The following is a 25,469-nucleotide window of genomic DNA, read 5'->3' as shown; positions in this document are numbered from 1 at the left end:
TGGCAGCCATTCGGTTGTCGGACCGTGATCGGATGGGTCGGTGGCGGAATGTGGTCCGAGTGGATGGCATACGCCGCGGCGTTCGCTGCGTAGCATTGGTGCTGGTAGATGCCGCGTCGCTACCCGGAGCGTAACGACTCCCGTGCCATGATCGATTAAGTCGACATGTACGGCAGCCGCGTTTCCGGGACACCGGGGACGTGGACTCTCACATGTCGACGGGGCTCGGGGTTAGTGGCGAAGGCCACGAAAAACCTGGAGACAGCGATGGGTACTGTCGCTACAGTAGATCAAAGTCAGAGTCCGTTGTAACGAATGTGAATGCACCAGGAAGTGATTGGTCATGAAGTTGGCTGACACATTTCACTCGCCCCGCCGGGGCTCATTGCTGAATTCGCTCACCGGGGGGCGACTCGGCGGACGCCGTCCTTCGACGTCGATGTTCCCTGCGGAGGCCGAACGCCTCATCACGCCGGCCGAACTCAGACGCCTCGGCGTCCGTTCCTGATCCGGGGGATCAACGCCGGGGGTTCCGGTATCCGGGGGGATTCTCAGACCTCTTCGCGGGTGACCCGCACGCTCATCCCGCCCACCTCGACGACATCGCCGAGCGTGAGCTGACGTCCGCGCCGGGTCTCGACCTCGCCGTTGACCGTCACCAGACCGTCGGCGATGACTTCTTTGGCCTCGGCACCGGATTCGATGAGGTTGGCCAGTTTCAGGAACTGGCCGAGTCGGATGGAGTCGTCGCGGATCGTCACGTCGTACACGGTCCCGATCATGCCCCGTGTTCTCAGCGTCGGCCACACCGGCACCGCGACACCGGTACGGGGATGCAGATGTGTGCCGGGATATGTGCCGCCGCATGACCGATTCAGCGTGGAGTACCGGAGCACACCCCCGCGGACGACTACCGTCGACGCATGGCCACCGACACCCCCCTTGCGCCGGTCGACCCGTCCAGCCCCGATGATCATCCCGAGGCACCCCGGCGGACTCCCACCGCAGCCGACCGACGCTCCCTCGTCCTCCTCGACAAGATCAGGCGCCCTACCGGATTCGGCCGCAATGCGCCTCAGGTCGCGGGCACCGTCGTCGGTGTACTCGCGACGATCGCGCTGCTGTCCAGCCTGTTTCCGGCCTTTCGCCATCTGATCCACGACCCTCGGCGCTACGTCGACGACTACATCATCACGCTGCCCGACACGAGTTTCGCGTGGGCTTTCGTCCTGGCGCTGGTCGCGATCGCGTTGTCGGCACGCAAGCGGATCGCCTGGTGGATCAGCGCGATCTACCTGGTGCTCTTCATGGTGGGCAACGTGCTCTACCTGATCCCGGCGCTCGAGGACGACCTCGACGTGACGTCGTGGGATCGGACCAACCTCTACATCGGTCTGGTCATCGACCTCGCCGCGTTGGTCTTCCTCGTGGCGACCTACCGACAGTTCCACACCAGAGTGCGCCGGGGTGCGATCCCCGCGGCGATCGCCACGCTGGTCGTCGGTCTCGGCATCGCAACGCTGCTCGGCTGGGCGCTGGTCTGGGCCTTCCCGCATACGCTGACCCGCGCAGATCGCCTGCCGTACGCGTTCAACCGCGTGGTCGCCTTCGGCGCGATCGACCAGGAGGCGTCCTTCGACGGTCGCCATGCCCCGGTTTTCGTCAACGGCCTGCTGGGTCTGTTCGGTGCGCTCGCGCTGATCGCCGCGGCGGTCGTGCTGTTCCGGTCGCAACGACTGCGCTGGCTGATGACCGCGGAGGACGAAGCACTCATCCGCGCCCTCATCACGAGGTTCAACGACGATGACTCGCTCGCCTACTTCTCGACGCGCCGCGACAAGGCGGTCGTGTTCTCGCCCGACGGCCGGGCCGCGATCACCTACCGGGTGGAGGTGGGCGTCGGGATCGCCGGCGGTGACCCGATCGGCGACCCGGAGTCGTGGCCCGACGCCATCACGGAGTTCCTCACCCTCTGTGAGAAATACGGTTGGCATCCGGCTTCCATCGGGTCGAGTTCACGTGGCGCCGCGGCCTACGACGCCGCCGGTTTCATCTCGCTCAACATCGGCGACGAGGCCATCCTGCACACGCGCGAGTTCAGCCTGAGCGGGCCGGCGATGAAGGCCGTGCGCCAGGCCGTCACCCGCACCCGGCGTGCCGGCGTGACGGTCCGGATCCGACGCCACGGCGACATCGGCGATGCCGAGATGGAGAAGGTCGTCGCACGCGCCGACGAATGGCGGGACACCGACGAGGAACGCGGCTTCGCGATGGCGTTGTCGCGCATCGGCGATCGCGCCGATGACGCCTGCCTGCTGGTCGAGGCCGTCGTCGGCGAGGGCACCTCCCAGGAGAAGGTCGTCGGCATGCTCTCGTTCGTCCCGTGGGGCCGCCGCGGCGCCTCGCTGGACCTGATGCGGCGCGACCGTCAGGGACCCAACGGCGTCGTCGAGACGATGGTCGCCGAATTGTGCCGCAACTCCGAACAATTCGGGATCACCGAGGTCTCACTCAACTTCGCCGCCTTCCGCGCCTTCTTCGAGCAGGGGCCGCAGATCGGCGCCGGACCGATCATGCGCGCGGGCTATTCGGTGCTGATGTTCGGTTCGCGGTTCTTCCAGATGGAATCGCTGTACAAGTCGAACGCCAAGTACCTGCCCGATTGGGAGTCGCGGTACCTGTGCTTCGAGGACAACCGCATCCTGCCGCGCGTCGGTCTCGCCGCGATCGTCACCGAGGGGTTCATCACCCTTCCCTCGTTCGGGCGGGCCAAGCACTACATCGAGGGCCAGCCGTCGATCCCGGCGGGCGTCGATGCACCAGCGCTGATCGCCGAACTGGAGGCCGAGGCAGCGACTCCCGAGGGCGCGGTCGTTCACCGACCCGAGCAGGTGCGAGTCCGGCTCGAGAAGATGGACCGTCTGGTCGAGCGTGGTTTCGATCCGTACCCGCCCGCCGACCAGCCGACACACACCATCGCGCAGGCGCGGACCGAACCCGAGGGCACCGTCGTCACCGTCGCCGGCCGCGTCACGCGTCTGCGCGACTTCGGCAAGGTGGTGTTCGCCGACATGCACGACTGGTCGGGTGAGGTTCAGGTACTGGTCGAGGATTCGCGGATCATCTCGGGTACACCCGACTTCGGCACCGACGTCGACCTCGGCGACCTGATCCAGGCGCGCGGTGTCATCGGCACCAGCCGCAAGGGTGCGCTGTCGATCCTCATCGACGCCTGGCGGATCAACGGCAAGTGCCTGCGACCCTTGCCGGACAAGTGGGCCGGTCTCACCGACCCCGAGGCACGCGTGCGTCAGCGCTACGTCGACCTCGCCATCAACGAGGAGACCCGGAAGAACCTAGCGATCCGCAGCGTGGTGGTGAAGTCGTTGCGCGACTTCCTCGGTGCCCGCGGCTTCCTGGAGGTCGAGACGCCGATCCTGCAGCAGATCCACGGCGGCGCCAACGCGACACCGTTCCAGACGCACATCAACGCCTACAACCTCGACCTCTACCTGCGGATCGCGCCGGAGCTCTACTTGAAGCGACTGTGCGTCGGCGGTGTGGAGAAGGTGTTCGAGATCGGCCGCAACTTCCGCAACGAGGGCGTCGACTTCAGTCACAACCCGGAGTTCACGAGCCTGGAAGCCTATGAGGCACACAGCGATTACCTGAAGATGCTGGACCTCACCCGCGAGATGATCCAGCACGCGGCGACGGCGGCCTACGGCGAACCGGTCATCATCCGCACCGACGCGGACGGAAACGAAGAGCGCGTGGACATCTCGGGGGAGTGGCCGGTGAAGACCGTCCACGAGGTGGTGTCCGAGGGTGCGGGAGAAGAGATCACCGCGGAGACCTCGGTCGAACAGCTCCGCGCGGTGTGTGATCGCCTCGAGATCAACTACCGCCCGGACTGGGACGCCGGACAGGTCGTGCTCGAACTCTACGAACACCTCGGCGAGGACCGCACGACGTTCCCGACGTTCTACACCGACTTCCCGACGTCGACGTCGCCGTTGACCCGTGCCCACCGCAGCAAGCCCGGCGTCGCGGAGCGCTGGGATCTCGTCGCGTGGGGTGTGGAGCTCGGTACCGCGTACACCGAGCTCACCGATCCGGTGGAGCAGCGCAAGCGTCTCACCGAGCAGTCGATCCTGGCCGCCGACGGCGACCCGGAGGCGATGGAACTCGACGAGGACTTCCTGCAGGCCCTCGAGTACGCGATGCCGCCGACCGGCGGACTGGGCGTGGGCGTGGACCGCGTGGTCATGCTCATCACCGGTCAGTCGATCCGCGAATCGCTGGCCTTCCCGCTGGCCAAACCGCAGGACGCCTGACGCATGGCTCCCACCGACGGTGACGAACCCGCAGCGCCAGGCACCTTCGTCACCGTCGGGGATCATCGCCTGCACGTGCTCGACGAGGGGTCGGGGCCACCGCTGTTGTTGATGGCGGCGCTGGGCAGCAACTGGTTCGACCTCGATCCGCTGGTCGCCCGTCTGGTGTCGTCGTGGCGGGTGATCCGTTACGACCGCCCCGGCTACGGGTTGTCGAGTCCGGTTGGCCGCCAGCACTATCCGACGCTGCTCGGCGAGGTCGAGCGGATGATCGCGGTGCTCGACGCCCGTGGCATCGACGAACCCGTTGTGGTGGTGGGCCATTCACTGGCATCGCTGTATGTGGAGGCATTCGCCCGGCGGTACCCGGGTCGCACCGCGGGCGTGGTGGTGCTCGACGGTTCATACGTGCTCGTCCCCTGGCGTCTGGTGCCGTTGTCGTTCCGGATCGGCAACGCGCACCGGGCCGTCGGGGCGGCGAGCGCGGTGACCAGCCGGGTCGGTATCCGACGCTGGCCCAGCCTGCGCGTCTGGACACGCGTGGTGCCGGCTCCGCCCGAGGGGCGGGGTGAACAGCAACGGCGTTGGAGCAAGCGGGTCTTCGGACAGCCGCCGTTCCTGCTCGCGATGATGGTCGAGAACGCCGCGTTCGGTGCGATGAACAAGACCCTGAGGGGCCTTCGCCGAACCGCTCCGATGCCGCGCGTGCCGGTCGTCGTCGTGGTCGCGTCGTCGACGATCCGCGGTTGGCGGGTGTTCTGGGAGTGGAAGCAGCGCCGCTACGCGGACCTCCTGGGTGCGGGCGAGACGGTCGTGCTGTCCCGGGCGAAGCACTTCCTGGTGTCGGAACGTCCGGACGACGTCGCGGAGATCATCAACGGCCTCGGCAAGGGGCCGTCGGCCGAACCTACCCGCGAGTAACCCGGCACTTGCGGTAACACCTAAACTGGTCGGCATGAGTGAGCTGACCTTCACCCCGACGGCCGATCTCGTCGACGAGATCGGGGCCGATGTCCGTAGTTGCGACACCCAGTTCACGCAGTACGGCGGCAATCGGGAGTTCGTCGGACGCGTCACCACGGTCAGGTGTTTCCAGGACAACGCCCTGCTCAAGTCCATCCTGAGCGAGTCCAACCCGGGCGGCGTGCTGGTGATCGACGGCGACGCGTCGGTGCACACCGCGCTGGTCGGCGACATCATCGCCGAGCTCGGCCGGTCCAACGGCTGGGTGGGGATCATCGCCAACGGCGCCATCCGCGATGCCAAGACCATCGGCGGGATGGCGATCGGCGTCAAGGCGCTGGGCACCAACCCGCGCAAGTCCACCAAGACCGGCGACGGTGAGCGTGACGTGCCGCTGACCATCGGCGGCGAGACCTTCACCCCGGGCGACATCGTCTACTCCGACGACGACGGCATCGTGCTCGTCGGTCCCGAGAGCTGATCCACCCGGATCCCGATCCGACCACCCGCAACCGCCGAGAGCCGGCACTGCACCGAGGAGCCCGAAATGCCGAAGCCCACCGCCGAATATTTCGCCCGACTCGGGGCCCTCGTCGCGATCGACGACGCCGCGAGCCGACCCACCCGGCCGGTGCTGGAGGCATTCAGCGGCGCCGAGATGGCCACCATCCCGGTCGCGACGGCCGAGGACCTCGAGAGCGCGGTCGCCCGCGCGCGTCAGGCCCAGCAGGGATGGGCCGCCCGGACCCCGGCCGAGCGCGCCCGGGTCATCGACAAGTTCTCCGATCTGGTCTATCGCAACGCCGAGTCGCTGATGGACATCGCGCAGGCCGAGACCGGCAAGGCCCGGATCTATGCGCAGGAGGAAGTGCTCGACGTCGCGATCACCGCACGTCACTACGCGACCGCCGGCCCCAAGCTGCTCGCCGACCGCAAGGTCAAGGGCATGCTGCCCGGCGCCACCAGCGTCCGGGTGCGGCACCTGCCCAAGGGCGTCATCGGCGTCATCAGCCCGTGGAACTACCCGTTGACGCTGGCCGTGTCGGATGCGGTCGCCGCGCTCGTGGCCGGCAACGGTGTGGTGATCAAGCCCGACAGCCAGACCCCGTACTGCGCTCTCGCGCTGGCCGAGTTGCTGTACCGGGCGGGTCTGCCCCGTGAGCTCTACGCCGTGGTCCCGGGACCGGGTGGCGTTGTGGGACAGGCCATCATGGCCACCACCGACTACGTGATGTTCACCGGCTCGTCGGCCACCGGCGCCACCCTCGCCGAGCAGGCGGGGCGTCGACTCATCGGCTTCTCGGCCGAACTGGGCGGCAAGAACCCGATGGTCGTCACCGCGAACGCCGACATCGCCAACGCCGTGCAGGGTGCTGCGCGCGCGGCGTTCTCCAACTCCGGCCAGCTGTGCATCTCGATCGAGCGGATCTACGTCGACAAGCGGATCGCCGACGAGTTCGCGGAGCGGTTCGCGGCATTCGTCTCGATGATGAAGCTCTCGGGCACTTACGATTTCACCGCCGACATGGGTTCGCTGGCGTCGGCCGCCCAGATCGACACCGCCGAGGCGCACGTCCAGGACGCGGTCGCCAAGGGCGCCAAGGTCCTCGCCGGCGGCAAGCGGCGCCCCGACCTCGGCCCGTTCTTCTTCGAGCCGACGGTGCTCACCGACGTCACCGACGACATGGTCTGCTACGGCAACGAGACCTTCGGTCCGGTGGTCTCGATCTACCCGGTCGACTCCACCGACGAGGCCATCAAGCTCGCGAACGACACCGAATACGGGCTCAACGCAAGCGTTTTCGCCGGTAGCAGCGCCGAGGCGCAGGCCGTGGCCGAACAGTTGCGGGCCGGTACCGTCAACATCAACGAGGGCTACGCCGCCGCCTGGGCGTCGACCGCCGCACCGATGGGTGGCATGGGTATCTCCGGGGTGGGCCGCCGCCATGGCGAGGAGGGGCTGCTCAAGTACACCGAGGCGCAGACGATCGCCGAGCAGCGCTTCATCGGCATCGACCGTGCACCGCTGGTGCCCAAGAAGGTCTACCGCGCGATCACGCCGACGGCGGTACGAGCACTGAAGTACCTGCCCGGCCGCTAGGTCTCGATCTCGCTGTTTCGCCCTGATCCGACGCCGGGTCGCGGTTACGGTGACTCCTGTGACCCGGACACGTCGTGAACGCAGCAGACTCACCCGATCGTCGGCCCGCGGGCTCGTGGCGATCACCGCGTCGGTGGCGGCGATCGCCGCGATGGTCGTCGCCGCTCCGGCAGCGAGTGCGCAGCCGTCGCTGCAGGTCACGCCCCTGGCCGACGGCCTGACCATTCCCTGGGGCGTCGTCGTGGCGCCCGACGGCACGGTCCTGACGGGTGAACGTGCGGGAAGATTCGTCGCGGTACGTCCCGGCGGACAGCGGGTGAACGTGCAGGCCGATCTGTCGAAGATCTTCGCGGTCAACGAAGCGGGTCTGATGGGCCTCGCCATCGACCCGCGGTTCTCCGACACCCGGCGCGTGTACTCGTGTCAGGCGGAGTACACGGTGCCCGGAGCCTTCACCCTGCCCGGTTCGGTCGCCGAGGTACCCCTCCCGGCGCCGCAGACCGGACAGACCGTGAAGGTGGTGTCGTGGCGGGTCAGCGCGGACTGGACGCAGATGGTCCGCGAACGCACCCTGCTCGGTGGCATCCCCGTCACCTCGGCCGGCCGTCATGCCGGCTGCGGCCTGGCCGCGACCGCCGACAGCGTCTGGGTCGGTACCGGTGACTCTGCGACCCCGTCGGTTCCCCAGGACCGGAAATCGCTGGGCGGCAAGGTCCTGCGCATCGGCCTCGACGGGGCCCCGGCGCCGGGCAACCCGGTTCCGGGCAGCGTCGTGTACAGCACCGGGCACCGCAACATCCAGGGAATCGCAGTGGCCCCCGGCAGTGGTCGCGTCTATGTGGCCGAGCAGGGGACGAGCCGGGACGACGAGCTGAACCTGATCGTCGCCGGCGGCAACTACGGCTACAAACCGGACCGCGCACCGCTGATCTACGACGAGTCGGTGCCCATGACCGACGCCGCGCGGGTCCCGGGGGCGATCGGACCGGTGTGGAGCTCGGGCGCCACGACCATCGCGACGCCGGGCATCGCCTTCCTCCCGGCCACCGGGTGGGGCCCGTACAGCGGTGGGCTCGTCCTCACCGCGCTGAAGGGTCAGCGCCTGGTCTTCCTGAAGCTCTCCGACGACGGGCGTCGCGTCGTGTCGAAGACCGAGGCCCTCGAGCAGAAGCACGGCCGGCTGCGGAGCGCTGCCGTGGCACCCGACGGGTCGCTCGTGCTGACCACCAGCGACGGGGACGGGGCCGACCGCATCCTGCGGGTGCGCTGGGCGGACTGACATGTGCGACGAGGCGATCGTGCGACATGCGCACGACGAGGCGCACCGGCTGTCGCGGCGAAAAGCGTTCCGGATGGCGGCCGGCGTGGCCACAGGTGTGTCGGCGGCGGTGGCCGCCGGAGTCGGTGTGATGGCACCGGGTCACGCGGCGCCGCCGCCGGGAGGGGGTCGTCGAGTCATCGACCTCACCCACACGCTGTCCCCGTCGTTCCCGCTGTGGCCCGGCGAACCGCCCGTGGTGACGGTACCGACTTCCCGAGTGGGACCGGGCAATTCGGGATTCGCGACCAACTGGATGTCGTTCGCCGAGCACAGCGGCACCCACGTCGACGCGCCCGCACACAAGATCGGGAACGGCATCACCGTCGACCGGATCGACCCCGAGGACCTGGTGGCGCCGCTCGTGGTCATCAGCATCGCGGGGCGAGCGCGCCGGAATCCGCGGGCGACGCTGACCGACCGAGACGTCGCCGGCTGGGAGAAGACCCATGGTCGAATCCCGCGGGGTGCACTGGTCGCGCTGCACACCGGCTGGGAGCCGCGAACCGGTGGCGCACGCGCGGCCGGCTTCTCCGGCGACACGGTCGACATGCTCGTCGCCGAGCGGCGGGTCGTGGCCATCGGAACCGACACCCTCAGCATCGACATCTTCGACGAAACCGCGGCCCACGCAGCGATCCTCGGCGCCGGGCGGTATGCGGTCGAAGCCATGGCCGATCTCGATGCGGTGCCGCCGGTCGGCGCGACGGTGATGGTCGGGGCACCTCGGTTCGCGGGCGGAACCGGCGGTCCCGCCCGCGTTCTGGCGATGGTGTGAGAGGACGGAGATGACCGACCGGCTGACGACTTTCCGGCGCGGCCCGTACACCTTCGACGTGCTGGACGCCGGTCCGCCCGATGGAGAACCGGTCGTTCTGCTGCACGGATTCCCGCAGCGTGCGAGCTCGTGGGACCTCGTCGCTCCGCTGCTGCACGACAGGGGTTTTCGCACGATCGCCCCGGATCAGCGCGGCTACTCGCCCGGTGCGCGACCCACCAGGCGGCGGGAGTACGCGCAGGCGGAGCTGGTCGCCGACGTACTGGCCATGCTCGATGCCGCGGGTATCGGAGACGCGCACATCGTCGGACACGACTGGGGTGCCGCGGTCGCGTGGACCCTCGCGGCACACCACCCCGATCGGGTGAGAACGCTGACCGCGCTGTCGGTTCCGCATCCGGGGGCGTTCGTGCAGGCCATGCCGCGTGGGCAAGTCCTCCGCTCCTGGTACATGCTCGCGTTCCAGATTCCGGCGCTGCCCGAGAAGGCGCTCGGCCGGCTGATGACCACACGCCCGGACTTCGGTGCGCAGATGGGCCTTCCGGAACCCTTCGCCTCACGCGTCACGACCGAGATCGCCGAGTACGGTGCGCTCCCCGGAGCGTTGGGCTGGTATCGCGCGATGTTCATCCCCGACAAGCGTTCTGCGCCCAGACGGGTGCAGGTGCCCACGACATACCTCTGGGGCGACCGGGACATCGCCCTGGGCAGGGCCGGCGCCCGGCTCTCCTCGGGTTGGGTCGACGCGCCGTACGAGTTTCTCATCCTGCCGGGCGCCGACCACTGGCTGCCGGAGGCCCGGCCCGCCGAGGTGGCGGCGGCGATCGTGGCCCGCATCGACGCCGCGGGTGACCGGTAGGTCCTACTTGTCCTGATCTGCTCGGATCGATATCCCGATCCGGGTTTGATCCGTCGGTCCGGTGGTAACCCGCCGGTTGTGAACCGATCTGATCGAGTGAACCCCCTGCGGCGAGAGAGGCCGTGCCGTGGCTGAACGTGGCGCAACACCCCGGGTGTCCCCGCTGCGCCGCGGGTTCCTCGGCGCGATCCGGCACCTGTTCAACCCCCTGCACCCCGACGACTACCTGGAGCTCATCAACCCGCTCTGGACCACGAGGGAGCTCCGCGGCAGGGTCGTCGAAGTACGGCGCGAGGGTGCGGACGCGGCCACCGTGTGGATCAAGCCGGGATATGAGTGGCCGGGTCACCAGCCGGGGCAGTATGTGCGTCTCGGTGTGGTCATCGACGGGGTGTTCCACTGGCGCGCTTACTCGTTGACGTCCGATCCCCATCCGCGGGACGGCCTCATCAGCGTGACGCCGAAGCTCGTGGAAGAAGGAAAGGTCTCGCCCTTCCTCGTCCGGCGCATCCGGCCGGGGGCGATCGTGCGGCTCGGTGAGATCGAGGGCGTCTTCACGCTTCCCGATCCACTGCCGAAGAAGATGCTGTTCATCAGCGCCGGCAGCGGCATCACCCCGATCATGAGCATGCTGCGCGACCTCGACCATCGCGATCGGGTCGACGACGTGGTGGCCATCCACTCGGCGCACAGCGACGACCAGGTGATGTTTCGTGCCGACCTCGAGTCGATGGACGACCGGCACGACGGGTTCGACCTGACGCTGCGCATCACCGGTCGCGACGGCCGGATCAAGGCCGCCGACCTCGACGAACTCTGTCCGGACTGGCGGGAGCGGGAGGCCATGTGTTCCGGGCCGCGGGAACTCCTCGACAGCCTCGTCGAGCATTTCGAGTCCGAGGGCGTCGGGGACCGAATCCATCTCGAACGTTTCCAGCCGGTCATCGGTGGGAATCCCGGCGAGGGCGAGGGTGGCACCGTCCGGTTCACGCGCAGCGACACCGAGGTCACCTGCGAGCCGGGCACGCCGATCCTCGTCGCGGGGGAGGAGAGCGGGCTGGATCTGAAGTTCGGTTGTCGGATCGGTATCTGCCACACCTGCACCGGCGTTCTCAAACAGGGGAACATCCGCGACCTGCGCACCGGTGAGGTGAGCTCACCGGAAGGCCAGAGCATCCGCATCTGCGTGAACACCGCCGAGGGAGACGTCGACGTCGATCTCTGAAGGTCGACTTCGGAGATCATCGACCGGAAGGACAGAACATGACAGCCACCGATTCCGGACAGCGCGAGGCGAGCCCGCTGGCCCATCTCGATCAAGAAACGATCGAGCGACTGGCCGAGGAGTTCGACGCCATCCACGACGAGGTCTACGGCGACCTCGGGGACCGCGACCGCCAGTACATCAAGACCGTCATCGCCACGCAGCGGCAGCTGGCCGCGCTCGGGCGCATCGTGCTGCTCAACTCCCGCTCGCGGGGGGCCTGGGTGGCCGGGACCGCGTGCCTCGGCATGGCCAAGATCCTCGAGAACATGGAGATCGGCCACAACGTCATGCACGGGCAGTGGGATTGGATGAACGATCCGTACATCCATTCATCGAAGTGGGACTGGGACACCGCGTCGACTGCGGAAGCATGGAAGCACTCCCACAACTACATCCACCACACCTTCACCAACATCCGCGGCAAGGACAAGGATCTCGGCTACGAGATCATGCGGATCGACCCGAACCAGAAGTGGCATCCGGTCTATCTGCTGCAGCCGTTCTACAACGTCCTGCTCACGGCGTTCTTCGAGTGGGGCGTCGCCCTGCACGACCTCGACCTCGAGGCGATCAGGCGCGGTGAGAAGCCGATGTCCGAGCTCGCGAAGGACCTCAAGGGCATCGCGGGCAAGATGCGTCGTCAGATCGTGAAGGACTACCTCGGCTGGCCCGCCATCAGCGCGGGCGCATTCCTCCTCGGCCAGGCGGCGACCGGCGGTGCCATCCGGCAGCCGCGGACCTCGCGGATCGGCAACGCCATCCGGCGACGCGGGGGCGGGCGGGGACGCACCGCCGCGACGTTCGCCGATCGGGTGCTGCCCGGCGCCGAGAGCACGTTCCTCCGCACGCTGGCCGCGAACTTCACCGCGAACGTCATCCGGAACGTGTGGGCGCACGCGATCATCTTCTGCGGCCATTTCCCGGACCAGACATACACATTCAGTCAGGAAGAGGTCGAGGGCGAGACCCGCGGCGGATGGTATGTCCGCCAGCTGGTGGGAGCGGCCAACATCGAGGGCAGCCCGCTGTTCCACGTGATCAGCGGCAATCTCGGCTATCAGGTGGAGCACCACCTGTATCCCGATATGCCGAGCACCCGCTACTCCGAGGTCGCGCCCAAGGTCAAGGACATCTGCGAACGCTACGGATTGCCCTACAACACAGGGCCTTTCGGTCAGCAGTGGGGACAGGTCCACCGGACCATCGCGCGTCTGGCATTTCCCGGCGGCAAGCCGCGCCCGAAGCCGGGTGCGTACCACCGGCCGCCGCATTCGAGCGGAGGGGAGCCCGGCGTCAGCGAAGCCGCCCGGTTCCGTGGTCGCCTACCCGCCGATCACCCGGACGCCGGGCCCGAGCACGAGTCGGGTGGCGTGGAGGTCTCGCCACCCCCGCGGTAGCGGAACGCGCGTCAGCGCAGAACGCGACGGAGGATCACGAAGACGATAAGAGCCACCACCCCGGCCAGTCCCGCGTAGGCGGGGGTGAGGTTGGTCGTCGGCGGTTCGGTGGGTGCGCCGGACCGGAGTTGCGCGAAAGTGGCTTGCGCGGCGTCGGATTCGGCGACGGCGTCGACCGGCGGATGCGCCGGGACGGGCGGCGGGGTCTGGGTCACCGGCGGAGCCGGAGGTGCGACCGGAGCGGCGGCGACGGGAGGCGCATCGGCGACGGGAGGTGCCGACTTCGGCGGAGCCTTCTTCTCCGGTGCCTTCTTCTCCGGAGCCTTCTTCGCGGGCGCCTTCTTGGCGGGAGCGGCACCGGCGGCCTTCTTTGCCGGAGCCTTCTTCGCGGGTGACTTCTTGGCGGCCTTCTTGGGCGGCAGCTTGTCACCGCCGGATTCGGCGGCGGCACGCTCCGGCGCGACCTTCTTGGCCGGTGCCTTCTCGTCCGCTGCCTTCTTCGGCGCCGGCTTCTTGACGGGGGGTTTCTTCGCGGGGGCCTTCTTCGCGGGGGCCGCGTCGACCGGTGTCACCTCCGCCGGGCCCGGCGCGGCGGGTTCGGCCGCGGCGGGTTCGGACTCCGGGGGAGTGATGGGGAACAGGGTCGGTTCGTCGCTGTTGGCACCGCCGTCGGACGGCGTGACGTTCGGCTCCTGCTCGGTCATACGGCGCTCCCTTGCGTGTGTCCCGGGGCGTGCGCGCAAGGGTCAGCCCCCCCACGCGACGCGTGGGACCCATCCTAGTGGGTGTGCACCCGGGCGCGGCGAGGGTCGAAGGCCACCGCCTCGCAGCAGGTCAGGAACGAACGCCCAGCCGCGCGAGGATGTCGGCGTCGATGGCCACCAGCTCGTCGTCGATGGCCTGGTGTGCCGTCCGGCGTGCTGCGGCCGACATGGTCTCGGCGGCACCGACCGCGATGTCCAGGTTGTCCAGGCGCTGCGTCATCGCGGCGACGAAGTCCTTGGCGTCGGCGCTGGTGTCCTGTGCGACGACCTTGTCGAGCGCGGTCCGAGTCGTCGCGATCCGTGCGGAGAGCGCCGCGCCGTGACCGCTGAACTGGCGCAACACCTCTGGCGACACCCCTGCGCGGCCGGCCTGCAGCGCCGAGAGCTGCGCGCGACCGGCCACCGCGGCGCGGTAGGCGATGGGGACCGCGATGGGGGCCACGAGGCGCGCGACGGTGAGGTAGCGCTTGACGCTCGCCGGGCTGAACACCTTGGCGTCGGCGGCGGCCTTCGCCTCGGCGTCCACCTTCTTGGTCTCGGCCTTGACCACCTTCTCCCGGGCCTTCGCCAGCTGCTTGGCGGTCTTGCTCTCGGCCTTCAAGTCCTTCTGGAGGTACTTGTGCTCGGTCTTGCGACGAGCCTTCAGGTCCTTGCGCCGGTTCTTGGCGTCGAACTTCGCCTCGAGCTTGGCTTTCGTCTTGAGCGCCTTGGTCTCTGCACGGCGCTGAGCCCGAGACCTACCGTCGGAGGAGAGCAATCCCATCGAATGACCTTTCGCTGCTGCCGAGTGGAGCGCCGCGGGCGTGGTAACAAGTACAAGCATGACACGTGGTGCGGTCCGGCCACGCGTCCGACTGCTCGAGCCGAGAAAGGGATGGCGTGGCCTCTGTGGTGTTGTCGCCGCGCGATCTCGCGGGGTGCGAGCATCGGGTCGCCCTCGACTTCGGTCACGAGGGGCGTCCCGGTACCGAACCCGACCCGCCGGGCGTGCAGCGGCGCAAGGAGGCCGCCGCCGATCATCGGGCCGCGGTCCGTGAGCTGCTCCGCGGCATCCACAGTGATCAGCCCGGCGCCTTCGTGGCCGTGGACGCCGAGTCCAGGGCCCCGGAGCGGGTCGCCGCCACCCTGAAGGCGTGCGACGCGGGCGTCTCGTGGATCTGGAATGCGGCGCTGCCCACCGACATCGAACACGGGCGGCGCGGCCATGCCGAGCTCCTCGTCAAGGTCGGCGACGGCTACGTCCCGGTCATCGTGGTCAACCACCGGATCACCCAGCCCGCGAGATCCGCGCCGGACCCGGGTCGTCCGCCGACGCTGGTCACCAGTCCGCTCTGGGGGTGGGCGCCCACGCTCGATCCATACCGCACCGCGCGGCCCAACCGCCGCGACAACCTGCGTCTCGCTCAACTGACCGCGATGCTGGTCGAGATCGGTCGCGCGCCGTCGGCGGAGACCGGGGGCCTGCGTGGCGGCGTGATCGGCGTCGACGCCGACTGCATCGTCGTGCACGACATCGGTGCCATGCTCGACGATTACACCGAGGTCCTGGACCGTCGCCGGGCCATCGCCGCACAGCAGGTACCGACCGAGCCACGACGCGTCGCCGAATGCCGATCGTGCCCGTGGTGGGAGAAATGCGGGCCGGAACTCGAGGCCCGCCGCGACGTGTCGCTCGTCGCCACCGGTAATCAGGGCGCGGCACTCATCGACGCGGGGATCACCACGATCGACCAGCTCGCCGCCCAACGCGGGGACCCGCCGGAGAACTGGCCGGGCAGCGCACGTTTCGACGATGCGGTGATCGGCGCGATCGCCTGGCTGACCGGCACCGAACTGGTGCGACGCCTCGACACGCCTCGGGTGCACCGCGCCGACATCGAGGTCGACGTCGACATGGAGAGCTACGGCGAACACGGCGCCTACCTGTGGGGCACCCTGCGCACCGACACCACCGAGCCCGACGCGCCGGTGATCTACCGGCCGTTCGTCACCTGGGATCCGCTGCCCACCCGAGACGAGGCGAGATCGTTCGCCGAGTTCTGGGCCTGGCTGACGGCCGAACGGGTCGCCGCACGCGACGGCGGGAAGACCTTCGCGGCGTACTGCTACTCGCAGCAGGCCGAGAACCGCTGGCTGCTGGGTTCGGCCGACCGGTTCGAAGGTGAACCCGGCATCCCGTCACGCCGGGAGGTGGAGGCGTTCATCGCCTCCCCGGAATGGGTCGACATCTACGAGGCGGTCGGCGACAACTTCATCTGTCCCCGCGGCAAGGGCCTGAAACGGGTTGCGCCCGTGGCGGGATTCGCCTGGCGCGACGACGATGCCAGCGGGGAGGCGTCAATGGAGTGGTACCGCGCCGCGGTCGCACTCGGTGGCGGACGCCCCGACCTCGGCCAGCGGGAGCGGCTCCTGGAGTACAACGAGGACGACGTCCGGGCCACGAAGGTGCTGCGCGAGTGGATCTCTGGCAGTGCCGTCGACGAGATCCCGCACGAGCGAGACCTTTTGGCCCGGTACTGAGCCGTTCGTGAATGGGGATTGTGGGTCCGGGGCGTCAGGAACGCAGTGACCGCAGTGATTCCAGGAACGACCCGCTGCCGAACAGTGCGACCGCGCCGAGCAGCAGCAATCCGCCGGGGGCGACACCGATCAGGAACTTCTTGACGCCGGTCCGGATCGTGCCGGGCGACTCGCCGGGCAGGGCCTGCGGTCCGGACGGACCCTGCGGGCTCGCCATGAGGACGGTCGATTCGTCGGCATCGGGTGCGTCGGAAGCGGTGCTCTCCCGATCGGTTTCGGTGGTGGACCGCTCGGTGCGGGGTCCGGGCCCGGGGCCACTCGCAGGTGCGCCCGGCGCCGCCGGAGGTCCGGGAGCCGCGGCGGCCGGTGCAGGCGGGGCCGCCGGCGCGGGCGGGCCGCTGGGTGCCGCGACGGACGGGACCCGAGCGGGAGCGGGGGGGTTTCCCTCGTCTGAACTCGGAGGGGTCGACGGGAGGGGAGGCAGAGGCGCCGACGGCACGTTCGGCCCGCCGTTCGCCCGCGGAACCGGTACCCAGATCCCTGACGTCGAGGTCTCTGCCTCGGACGACGTCTCTGTTTCGGAGGTCTCTGTCTCGGACGTCTCCGTCTCGGGGGGCTCGGTTTCAGAGCTGCTCGTCGACGAACTCTCGGTCGACGCGCTCGGTCCGGTCGAGGTGCCCGACGGCGTCGTCCCGTGCCCGTGCCCGTGTCCGTGGTGCCCGTGCCCGCCACCGTGATGCCAGGAGTGTCCCGGGCTGCGGTTGCCCGACCGGGACGAGGCGTCATCTTCCCCGTCGGCGTCGTTCTCGCCCGAATCATCGGAGGTGTTCTGCGAGCCGTAGCCGCCCGACCCGGACTGTCCCGAACCGGAGCCGTCTCCCGAGCCGACCGGGCTCGTCGAGGCGATGCCGGGTGCGAGAGCGAGGAACGCGATCACGGCGACGGCGGCGAGCAGGGACGCGAGAGAGCGCCGTCGGCGGCCACCGTGATGCACCGGCAGGCGGTGCGTCATCGGTGCGCTCCAGGCGTACAGTTGTCTGTGAGATCAGGGGTTCGCCGACGTGGCCGCAGGCCATTGGGTGCAGTCCAGTGAGGTCCCCGGTTCGTGTGTCGTATGCATGCCGACAACGCGTTACCCCCCGAAATGTGAAGAACGCCACACTAACGTTCGTTACATCATCACCACAGGTGATACGCATGGCGTGCGGCGGTCCGGTACGTTCTGAGCGTACCGGTCATTGCGACGGCCGTGTGCAGCGGGCTTTAATGTTTGCAAATTCAAGTTTTGCGTTTCGGAGAAGATGGTCATGACTTCAGGAGGGGCGGAGAAGCCTATGGGCGACACCGGACGCACCGACCCCGATCGTTCGAGAACGAAGGAATCGGATGCACTCGATCCGGGGTTGTTCGCCCGGCGACTCGAGGAGCTTTTTCGGACCGTTCCAGGTCCGAACGGGAGGGCATACAGTGCCAAGGCGATCGCGGCGCGATCGACGGAGCGGGGATTCCGTCTGGGCGAGTCGTATCTGAGCCAGTTGCGATCGGGGAAAGCAAAGTCCCCGTCGTTCCGAACCGTCGAGGGAATCGCGGCCGCGTTTGGGGTCGACGTGCATTACTTCCTCGAGGATCGGGCCGCGCAGCGCACCCGCGATGAGATCGATCTGATGCGGTTGCAGGCGGATACCAACGTCCAGTTGGCGGCATTCCGGCTTGCGGGACTCTCGAGCGATTCGGTCACCGTGGTGAACGAACTGATCAAGGTGCTGCGTGAGCAGCAGGGGCTGCCGAAGGATCCACCGGACGTCATCGCAGCGGGGCTCAGCGACGAGAAACCGTCGGCTGACTCGCGTCTACGAGTGGTGGGGGACCCGGGAGAGGACTGATCCGACTGGCGTCGGACTGGTCTGGATCTGCGTTTTCACCGATCACGAGCGTCACTGACGTTCTCGGGCCGAGGGGTGTCGGTCTGAGGGTTCAGACGCCGTTTGACCGGGGGAAATGTCTGGTCCCTGGTTTTGTGGACACGAATCGCGTGGTTGTTCGCGCTCATGGTTCGATGGTCGTCATGCGTCGATCCGAACGTGCGTTGCGGGCGCTGTGTCGCAAAACGGTGAAAGGGCTGGATCTCGATCTCCCTCTCGACGTGACCCAGTTGTGCGATCGGTACGGCGAGCGGCGCGGACGACCCATCCGCCTGATCGCGCATCCCCTGCCGACCGGGGTGCCCAACGGCCTCTGGCTGGCTGCGGCCGACGCGGACTATTTCTTCCATCAGGCGAACACGTCCCGTCTCCACCGCGACCAGATCGTCATCCACGAGTTCGGTCACCTCATCGCCGGACATCAGATCCTCGGCGAGGTGTCGGCCGAGGGTCTCGCCGCGCTCACCAACGACGAGTCCGACGCGGCGCTTCGTCGTACCTGCTACTCGGATGATCGTGAGTGGGAGGCGGAGATGCTGGCGTCGATGATCCTGGCGTGGGCCGAGGAGGCCGGCACCCGGGTCGGAAGTACGGCGTCGCACGATGAACTGCGCGGCTTGCAGCGACTCCTGGGCGGTCACCGCGGATGGTTGTGAGAACTGCGGGAGAGGGTGCCGTCGTGTTCACGGCCCTCTCGGAGAACATCGATGCCGGGATCGGGGCGGTCAACGCGATAGCTGCCGCCGTATTCGCCTTCGCCTTCTGCTGGCGTCTCGATCAGATCCGGCGTGCCGGATGGGGGCTCCAACCCCTCGCGATGATGGTGGCGGTCGCCTCGCTGACGCTGGCGTTCGTCGTCATCGACGAGTCGGTCGCGGCCGTGCTCAACGAGAACGGGTTCGAAGGCCTGTCGCGGGTGGCGTTCTACGCACTCCTCGCGATCGGCGTGGCCGCACTCGTCATCGTGTTCTTCTTCCCGGATCGCGTGACTCGTGAGCGCCGGGCCGGCTGGGAGGCCCTGCCGCTCGTGGCTTCGCTTGTCGGACTCCAGGTCACGATGCTGGTCATCCCGGTGGAGATCCGTACCGCGACCATCAGTGAGTGGACGGTGCAGAACTGGGGTTTCGCGCTCTTCATCCTCATCGCCAGCGGATATCTCACCTATGGATTCGGCGCGTGCGTCAACAGCGTACGCAAGTTCTATTCGACGGCCGACGGATATCTGCGTGTCTCACTGGGCCTGCTGATCGCCGGTCTGGGACTGCTGGCGCTGAGCGCCGTGTGCCAGATCGCCTTCGTCATCGTCTCCGCGACCGGTGTGGTGAGGTCGCCGTGGCTGGTGACGACGAACCGCGTCGTCGCGATCCTGGGAATCGTGGTCTTCCTGCTGGGTATCAGCTACCCGATGGCCCATGCGCGGGTGCAGAGCGTGCTCGCCAACCGGCGACGCCGTCGACTCGACACCGATCTGCTGCCGTTGTGGCGTCTGGTGACCGACGCGGTCCCCGAGGTGGTCCTCCCCGATCCGGGTCAGCTGTCGCCGACCACCAGGCTGCACCGGCGCGTCGTCGAGACGCGGGATGCGCTGACCCAGGTCAGCCCGTACCTGCCGGTCGCCTTCGACTACGCGGAGGTCGGGGTCCAGGCCAGGATGCTCCGCGCGGCGGTCGCCGCGATGACGTCGACCGAGACCGGAGACAAGACCAGCGGCGCGGTCCGCGACCTCGCCCCCGCCGATGGCGAGGGTCTGGAAGCGGATGCCGCACCGCTGATCAGGTTGTCCACCGCGCTTCTGGTTCCGGAGGACACCGACGTGTCCCCGGGCAGTCACGCGGAGGCGGCCGGCTAGCTCGAGGCGTTCGGACTAGCGCGGGGCCATCCGGATCGCGCCGTCCATGCGGATGGTCTCGCCGTTCAGGTAGTTGTGCTCGGCGATGAACGCGGCGAGTTGTGCGTACTCGTCGGGCTCGCCGAGGCGCTGCGGGAACGGGATCGCCTCGGCCAGAGTCTTCTGGAACTCGGGGTGACGCCTGCCAGCATCGGGGTGCTGATGGTGCCGGGGGCGATGGTGCAGACGCGCACGCCGATGCGGGCGAGGTCGCGTGCAGCGGAGATGGTCATCGCGTGGACGCCACCCTTCGATGCGGCGTACGCGATCTGACCGATCTGGCCCTCGAAGGCCGCCACCGATGCGGTGTTGATGATGACGCCGCGCTGGCCGTCACCGTCGATGGTGGTCTCCTCGGCCATGCGGTTGGCGGCCAGACGCATGACGTTGAAGGTGCCGACCAGGTTGATGTCGATGACCTTGCGGAACAGGTCGAGCTCGTGCGGGCCGTTCTTGCCGAGGATGCGTGCGGCCCAGCCGACGCCCGCGCAGTTGACGGCCACGCGCAGCGGTGCGCCCGACTCGGCGATGGTGTCGATCGCGCCCTGGACCTGCGCTTCGTCGGTGACATCGGCGGCGATCAGCGTGACGCCGTCGACGGGGGCCGCCTTGTCGATCGAGGCCTGCAGGTCGAGGCCGAAGACCTGTGCGCCTTCGGAGGCGAAGCGGCGGGCGGTGGCTGCGCCGAGGCCCGAAGCCCCGCCGGTGACCAGAACGGAAGCGCCTGAAACGTCCATGGGTTGAATAGTCCTTTCGCGGTACCGATTGCCGCCGGACCCGTGTCCCGGTGAAGTGGACGACGTGCACCGGCGCAGGGTGCACGTTCACGATAGTCAGCGGTCGCCGAACGCCCGCGTTCAGCCCTCGTGTCCCCCGAGCGAACGCTCGGGAGTCGGGAGTTCGACGTCGTCGTCGGCGTGGAGCCGGCGATCGCGGCGGATGAGGAACGTCCCGACGCCGACGATGACGACGGCCGCGGTGATCGTGGCGGCGATCATCGGGGCAGACGCCCCGACCAGGCCGGTGGCGGTGAGCCACACCGCGAAGCCGAAGAACAGGACGGCTGCGCCGATGGCGATGACGCGCTCGGGGAGGTGCTTGCCGAGGAGGACGCCCACGGCGATCGCCAGGGCGTCGGCGACGACCATGCCCAGGGTGGAGCCGATCCACACGCCCAGCCAGTCGTGGTCGGTGGCGATCGTGATGGTGGCGAGCATCGTCTTGTCGCCGAGTTCGGCGAGGAAGAAGGCCGACATCACGGCCAGGAACACCGAAGCGCCGACCCGGCTCGCCCGGTTCTGCTCCGCCTCGTCGAGGCGGTCGCCGTAGACCGTCCACAGGCCGAAGACGAGCATGGCGAGTCCGGCCAGGACCGACATCAGGTCGGTCGGCAGTGACATCCCGAGGAAGTGTCCGAAGAAGACCGACACCGCATGGACCGCGGTGGTGGCCACGGTGATGGCGAGGAGGACGACCCACCAGCGGTAACGCAGGGCATAGGTCATCGCCATCAGCTGTGACTTGTCGCCCAGTTCGGCGACGAAGATCACGCCGAAACTCAGGAGCAGGGCAGTAATCACGAACGTGAGGTTAGTGAGACCTAACTGGCGAATGCAACTCCTCAGTAACCCGTATCTGCGCAGGTCGGGGGTACAAAAAGTAATGTTCGGCGACCCGGAAACCGGCGTGCGGGAGCCCGGTCGAACACCTTCGGGAGGCCTCGGGGTGCCTAAGCTGCGAGAAGCATCGCGAGCACGGCGGTGTCGGGATCGGCGTTGGGGTCGATGCCGACCTCGTTGCGGAGGTTCACCACGGTGCCGTCGGCCTCCGCCTCGGCCCAGCCGGCCCGGTGCTCGAGTCCCAGTTCCGGTAGCCCGGGCAGCAGCACGCACCCGGAGGCGACCTCCGAACACTCCGGCAGCGAGGGTCGCGTCTGCGACGGGGGATGCAACATCACCAGGGCCGGGGGATTGTTCAGGAACCGGCCCGCCTCGACGAAGCTGTCGTCGGTGACGTTGCCGATCGCCACCATCATCCCGACGGTGTCCTCGCCGCCCCGGGCGGGACGCTGCTCGACGACACCGAAGATCGTCGTCGTCGGGAGGAAGCCGGGCCGGCAGGCGATCCGCACCGAGCCGACGAGGGTCTGTGTCCATTCGAGTGTGGACTCCGGCCAACGTCCGGAGATGAGGATTCCGTTCAGCTTGCCCTCATGCTGGAACGGGGTGAGTCCGATCGGGATCGACTGCATCGTGACGTGCCTCCAATCCGGGTGGGGGACCTGGTCATTGGGACCCAGGGGCTCCGATGACCACCCGTGTGAAAAGAATCCACCGCGGGCGCGAAACGGACAAGCCGAACCACCGTCTTGTGACGCTTCGTTTACATGCGATCGACCGACGGCGGGGCGTCGTGGACGACGGTCGCGGCGGGGCCGGCGGCGGACACCAGGCACACTGGACCGGTGAAGAACTCGCCTCCGCTGCGGCCCATGGAGTTCGCGTCCGTCGCGATCTTCGGTGGCCTGACCGTTGCCGCGGTGGTCATCGCCTCGGTCATCCCGCTCGCGCAGGCGGCCGGGCTGCTCGCACCGGTTCCCCTCGCCCTGATCGCGGCCCGCACGCGGCCGCGGGCACTGATCACCGCCACCGTGGCCACGACGGCAGTCGCCTTCGCCATGGCGGGCACGGGTGCGATGGCCACGGTGCTCGGCTCGGCGTTGATCGGCGGGATCGTCGGGGACATCAAACGGCGCGGTCGCGGATTCGGTGCGCTCGGCCTGGCCACGCTCGTCGCGTCACCCGTGCTCGGCGGCGTCTCCGTGTTGATCCTCCTCGTCCTGGTGCCACTGCGCACGCTGACCATCGAGGCGATGACCAACTCCCTCCACGGTGTCGCGAAATGGCTGCACGGTTGGGGGCCCACCGATGGTGTGGGGAACGCCCTCGATTCGATGAGCCGCAGCATCGCCAGCCACTGGTGGTTGTGGATCTGGGTCTCCGGAACCGTCGGTACCGCGATCTCGCTGGTGGTGGCCTGGTGGATTCTCGGCGGCGTCATCGCCCGCCTGCGCGACGTGCCCAGCGAGGACACGCTCACCTCCGACGGCCCAGGGTCGTCGGCGACCGGCGTCGCGCCCCTGCCGATCACCGTCGAACACGTCGGCTTCTCCTACAGCCCGGGGGCGAGGCCCGTCCTCCACGACATCGACCTGCGCATCGACCCCGGGGAGTTCGTGGCCGTCGTCGGCGCCAACGGATCGGGGAAGTCGACGCTGGCGAAGATCCTCGCCGGCCGCGATCCGTCCACCGGCGTCGTCCACCGTCCGGGGCTCGCGGGACTCGGCGTCCACGGCGGTACCGCGCTCGTCCTGCAGCGGCCGGAGATCCAGATGCTCGGGTCGCGGGTCGCCGACGACGTGGTGTGGGGCCTCCCGCCCGGCGCCGACGTCGACGTGGAGGCACTGCTCGCCGAGGTCGGACTGAGCGGTCTCGGAGACCGCGAGACCACCGATCTGTCCGGCGGGCAGCAACAGCGCCTCGCCATCGCGGCGGCTCTCGCCCGGGACCCGCGACTCCTCATCGCCGACGAGGTCACCTCGATGGTCGATCCCGAGGGTCGCGGACAGCTCCTGCACCTGCTGGCGTCGCTGCCGGTAAGACGCGGCATCGCGGTCGTGCTCATCACCCACCGCGGCAGCGAGGCCGCGGCCGCCGACCGCGTCATCCACCTCGAGGCCGGTCGCGTGGTTCCCCACCCGCCCCGCTGGATGCCGGACCCGCGCACCGACCTCGACCGTCCCGCCCCGGCCGATTCCTCGGCGACGTCGCTCGCGGCGCCCGGACCGCACCTCGGCGGCCCGCTCCTGGTGCTCGACCACGTGGGATACGCGCACCTGCCCGGCTCTCCCTGGGAGGTCGTCGCCCTCACCGACATCTGCCTGACCGTCTACCGCGGTGAGGGATTGCTCATCGTCGGCGGCAACGGGTCGGGCAAGACGACCCTCGCCTGGATCATGGCGGGGCTCCTGTCGCCGATCTCCGGAACCTGCCACCTCCTCGAATCGTCCGGGAAGTTCACTCCCGCAGCAGGTTTCGACCCCGGTGAACCCGTCACCGATCATGTCGGCGCAGTCGGGCTGGGCTTCCAGCACGCACGCCTGCAACTGCAGAAGGTCACCGTCGCCGACGAGATCATGGCGGCCGGTGGCGAAAAGGTCGGCACCGCCGAGGTCGCCCGCGTTCTCGAACTCGTCGGGCTGCCGCGACAGATGGCGGCGACCAAGGTCGATTCCCTGTCGGGAGGTCAGATGCGCCGTGTGGTGCTGGCCGGGCTCATCGCGCGCCACCCCGACATGCTGGTGCTCGACGAACCGCTCGCGGGGCTCGACCCGCATGCGCGCGAGGAGATCGTGGCGCTCCTCGCGCGCCTGCGCGCGGACGGGATGACCATCGTGATCATCTCGCACGACTTCGAATCGCTGGACTCGGTGTGCACGCGCCGGGTCCGGCTCGTCGACGGGCGGTTGCTGCCCGAGACCCATGAGATCGTCGATCAGCCGTCCGGCTGGGACGGAGGTGCCCGATGACGATGCGCACGGTTCCGTTGCGGCAGGTGCCCGGCGATTCCTTCGTCCATCGGTTGTGGGCGGGAACCAAATTGGTGATCGTGCTGATCCTGGGCATCATGACCTGGGTCCTGCCCTCGTGGCCCGCGCTGGGGATGGTGGCCGCGATCGTCATCCTGACCGCGCTGCTCGCCGGGATCCCGTTGGGCGCCATCCCCCGTCCACCGTGGTGGTTCTGGGGCCTGATCGGAATCGGGGTGGCGTTCAACGCCTCGTTCGCCGGGCTCCACGGCGCGCTGATCTTCCTGCGGGCGATCACCCTCGCGCTGGTCCTCGTCGCGAGTTCGATTCTCGTCATCTGGACCACCCCGATGGCCGACGTCGCTCCCGCACTCGCGCGGCTGATGCGGCCCTTGCGCAGGCTCCGGTTGCCGGTCGACGAATGGGCGGTCGCAATCGCATTGTGCCTGAGGGGACTTCCGCTGCTCATCGAGGAACTGCGCATGCTGCGCGCGGCTCATCGGCTGCGGCCGACGGCGAAGGGGCGCAGCGACCACCCGTCGGCGGAGATGGGGATCATGGACCTCATCACGGCGGCCATGTCGTCCGCGCTCCGCCGCAGCGCGGAGATGGCCGAGGCCATCACGGCGCGCGGTGGCACGGGTCGCCTGACCGCTCATCCCGCGCGGCCCGGACGGTCGGATGCGTTGGCGCTCTTCGTGATCGTCGTCGCCTGCGCCGTGGCCGTCACGGTGACGCTGATCCTCTGAACCGCACCCCTCGCTCCC

The 25,469-nt window shown here is 68.6% G+C and carries 21 protein-coding genes and 1 pseudogene; 15 read left to right on the top strand and 7 right to left on the bottom strand.

Going from position 1 to position 25,469, the window contains the following annotated elements; translation table 11 throughout:
* Positions 1 to 551: 551 nt before the first annotated feature.
* Positions 552 to 782 (bottom strand): RNA-binding S4 domain-containing protein, encoded by a 231-nt coding sequence (locus tag BLU62_RS23070; protein WP_074853184.1) that lies wholly within the window; start codon positions 780 to 782, stop codon positions 552 to 554.
* A 141-nt stretch (positions 783 to 923) separates the two neighbouring features.
* Between BLU62_RS23070 and lysX the strand changes: the two genes are divergently transcribed.
* The 9 genes from lysX to BLU62_RS23025 all read left to right on the top strand — a co-directional run bounded on the left by lysX (position 924) and on the right by BLU62_RS23025 (position 13,020).
* Positions 924 to 4,337: a bifunctional lysylphosphatidylglycerol synthetase/lysine--tRNA ligase LysX gene (gene lysX, locus BLU62_RS23065; RefSeq protein WP_074852232.1), complete on the top strand. Its 3,414-nt coding sequence runs from the start codon at positions 924 to 926 to the stop codon at positions 4,335 to 4,337.
* A 3-nt stretch (positions 4,338 to 4,340) separates the two neighbouring features.
* Positions 4,341 to 5,258, top strand: coding sequence for an alpha/beta fold hydrolase (locus BLU62_RS23060; RefSeq protein ID WP_074852231.1), 918 nt, complete (start codon positions 4,341 to 4,343; stop codon positions 5,256 to 5,258).
* A 34-nt stretch (positions 5,259 to 5,292) separates the two neighbouring features.
* Complete coding sequence (rraA, locus tag BLU62_RS23055; RefSeq protein ID WP_074852230.1) at positions 5,293 to 5,781, top strand: ribonuclease E activity regulator RraA; 489 nt, start codon at positions 5,293 to 5,295, stop codon at positions 5,779 to 5,781.
* Positions 5,782 to 5,847: 66 nt separating this feature from the next.
* The gene (locus BLU62_RS23050; protein WP_074852229.1) at positions 5,848 to 7,401 is read left to right on the top strand and encodes a succinic semialdehyde dehydrogenase; all 1,554 of its coding nucleotides are present in this window, start codon (positions 5,848 to 5,850) and stop codon (positions 7,399 to 7,401) included.
* A gap of 58 nt (positions 7,402 to 7,459) precedes the next feature.
* On the top strand, positions 7,460 to 8,680 hold the full coding sequence (locus BLU62_RS23045) for a PQQ-dependent sugar dehydrogenase (RefSeq protein WP_074852228.1): 1,221 nt from the start codon (positions 7,460 to 7,462) through the stop codon (positions 8,678 to 8,680).
* Between the two features lies 1 nt (position 8,681).
* A complete protein-coding gene (locus tag BLU62_RS23040) occupies positions 8,682 to 9,497 on the top strand; it encodes a cyclase family protein (protein ID WP_074852227.1) in 816 nt (271 codons plus the stop codon).
* 10 nt (positions 9,498 to 9,507) lie between these two features.
* Positions 9,508 to 10,356: an alpha/beta fold hydrolase gene (locus BLU62_RS23035; RefSeq protein WP_074852226.1), complete on the top strand. Its 849-nt coding sequence runs from the start codon at positions 9,508 to 9,510 to the stop codon at positions 10,354 to 10,356.
* Positions 10,357 to 10,483: 127 nt separating this feature from the next.
* Complete coding sequence (locus BLU62_RS23030) at positions 10,484 to 11,581, top strand: ferredoxin reductase (RefSeq protein ID WP_074852225.1); 1,098 nt, start codon at positions 10,484 to 10,486, stop codon at positions 11,579 to 11,581.
* Between the two features lie 38 nt (positions 11,582 to 11,619).
* Positions 11,620 to 13,020, top strand: a complete 1,401-nt coding sequence (locus tag BLU62_RS23025; RefSeq protein ID WP_074852224.1) for a fatty acid desaturase family protein — start codon at positions 11,620 to 11,622, stop codon at positions 13,018 to 13,020.
* 11 nt (positions 13,021 to 13,031) lie between these two features.
* Here the strand turns inward: BLU62_RS23025 and BLU62_RS23020 are convergent, their stop codons facing one another.
* Both BLU62_RS23020 and BLU62_RS23015 read right to left on the bottom strand, forming a co-directional pair.
* The gene (locus BLU62_RS23020) at positions 13,032 to 13,724 is read right to left on the bottom strand and encodes a hypothetical protein (RefSeq protein WP_074852223.1); all 693 of its coding nucleotides are present in this window, start codon (positions 13,722 to 13,724) and stop codon (positions 13,032 to 13,034) included.
* A gap of 130 nt (positions 13,725 to 13,854) precedes the next feature.
* Entirely contained in the window at positions 13,855 to 14,547 is a 693-nt protein-coding gene (locus tag BLU62_RS23015) for a DUF6474 family protein (RefSeq protein WP_074852222.1), read from the bottom strand.
* A gap of 116 nt (positions 14,548 to 14,663) precedes the next feature.
* On the opposite strand from BLU62_RS23015, the gene BLU62_RS23010 reads away from it, so the two are divergent.
* Positions 14,664 to 16,304 carry a TM0106 family RecB-like putative nuclease gene (locus tag BLU62_RS23010; RefSeq protein ID WP_074852221.1) on the top strand — a complete coding sequence of 547 codons (1,641 nt, stop codon included), beginning with the start codon at positions 14,664 to 14,666 and terminating at the stop codon, positions 16,302 to 16,304.
* Between the two features lie 34 nt (positions 16,305 to 16,338).
* On the opposite strand, the gene BLU62_RS33980 is transcribed toward BLU62_RS23010, so the two are convergent.
* Complete coding sequence (locus BLU62_RS33980) at positions 16,339 to 17,316, bottom strand: hypothetical protein (protein ID WP_244278291.1); 978 nt, start codon at positions 17,314 to 17,316, stop codon at positions 16,339 to 16,341.
* A gap of 295 nt (positions 17,317 to 17,611) precedes the next feature.
* Here BLU62_RS33980 and BLU62_RS23000 point away from each other — a divergent pair, with 295 nt between their 5' ends.
* The 3 genes from BLU62_RS23000 (at position 17,612) to BLU62_RS22990 (ending at position 20,075) form a co-directional block, all read left to right on the top strand.
* Entirely contained in the window at positions 17,612 to 18,187 is a 576-nt protein-coding gene (locus BLU62_RS23000; protein WP_074853180.1) for a helix-turn-helix transcriptional regulator, read from the top strand.
* Between the two features lie 182 nt (positions 18,188 to 18,369).
* Positions 18,370 to 18,882 carry a hypothetical protein gene (locus BLU62_RS22995; RefSeq protein WP_074853175.1) on the top strand — a complete coding sequence of 171 codons (513 nt, stop codon included), beginning with the start codon at positions 18,370 to 18,372 and terminating at the stop codon, positions 18,880 to 18,882.
* Positions 18,873 to 20,075, top strand: a complete 1,203-nt coding sequence (locus tag BLU62_RS22990) for an MAB_1171c family putative transporter (protein ID WP_074852220.1) — start codon at positions 18,873 to 18,875, stop codon at positions 20,073 to 20,075. Before BLU62_RS22995 ends, BLU62_RS22990 begins: the two co-directional genes overlap by 10 nt.
* 15 nt (positions 20,076 to 20,090) lie before the next feature.
* Here BLU62_RS22990 and BLU62_RS22985 read toward each other — a convergent pair.
* The 3 genes and pseudogenes from BLU62_RS22985 to BLU62_RS22975 all read right to left on the bottom strand — a co-directional run bounded on the left by BLU62_RS22985 (position 20,091) and on the right by BLU62_RS22975 (position 22,365).
* A pseudogene (locus BLU62_RS22985) lies at positions 20,091 to 20,851 on the bottom strand (SDR family NAD(P)-dependent oxidoreductase).
* Positions 20,852 to 20,971: 120 nt separating this feature from the next.
* The gene (locus BLU62_RS22980; protein WP_074852219.1) at positions 20,972 to 21,694 is read right to left on the bottom strand and encodes a TMEM165/GDT1 family protein; all 723 of its coding nucleotides are present in this window, start codon (positions 21,692 to 21,694) and stop codon (positions 20,972 to 20,974) included.
* 149 nt (positions 21,695 to 21,843) lie between these two features.
* Positions 21,844 to 22,365 carry a peptidase gene (locus BLU62_RS22975; RefSeq protein ID WP_074852218.1) on the bottom strand — a complete coding sequence of 174 codons (522 nt, stop codon included), beginning with the start codon at positions 22,363 to 22,365 and terminating at the stop codon, positions 21,844 to 21,846.
* 240 nt (positions 22,366 to 22,605) lie between these two features.
* Here BLU62_RS22975 and BLU62_RS22970 point away from each other — a divergent pair, with 240 nt between their 5' ends.
* The gene (locus BLU62_RS22970) at positions 22,606 to 24,702 is read left to right on the top strand and encodes an ABC transporter ATP-binding protein (protein ID WP_074852217.1); all 2,097 of its coding nucleotides are present in this window, start codon (positions 22,606 to 22,608) and stop codon (positions 24,700 to 24,702) included.
* Positions 24,699 to 25,451, top strand: coding sequence for an energy-coupling factor transporter transmembrane component T family protein (locus BLU62_RS22965; protein ID WP_074852216.1), 753 nt, complete (start codon positions 24,699 to 24,701; stop codon positions 25,449 to 25,451). The genes BLU62_RS22970 and BLU62_RS22965 overlap by 4 nt, the downstream gene beginning before the upstream one ends.
* The last annotated feature ends 18 nt before the right edge of the window (positions 25,452 to 25,469 follow it).

The organism is Gordonia westfalica (genome assembly GCF_900105725.1).
Classification (GTDB): domain Bacteria; phylum Actinomycetota; class Actinomycetes; order Mycobacteriales; family Mycobacteriaceae; genus Gordonia; species Gordonia westfalica.
The sequence above is the reverse complement of the archived record's forward strand: the minus strand, read 5'-3'. Positions and strand labels throughout refer to the sequence as shown.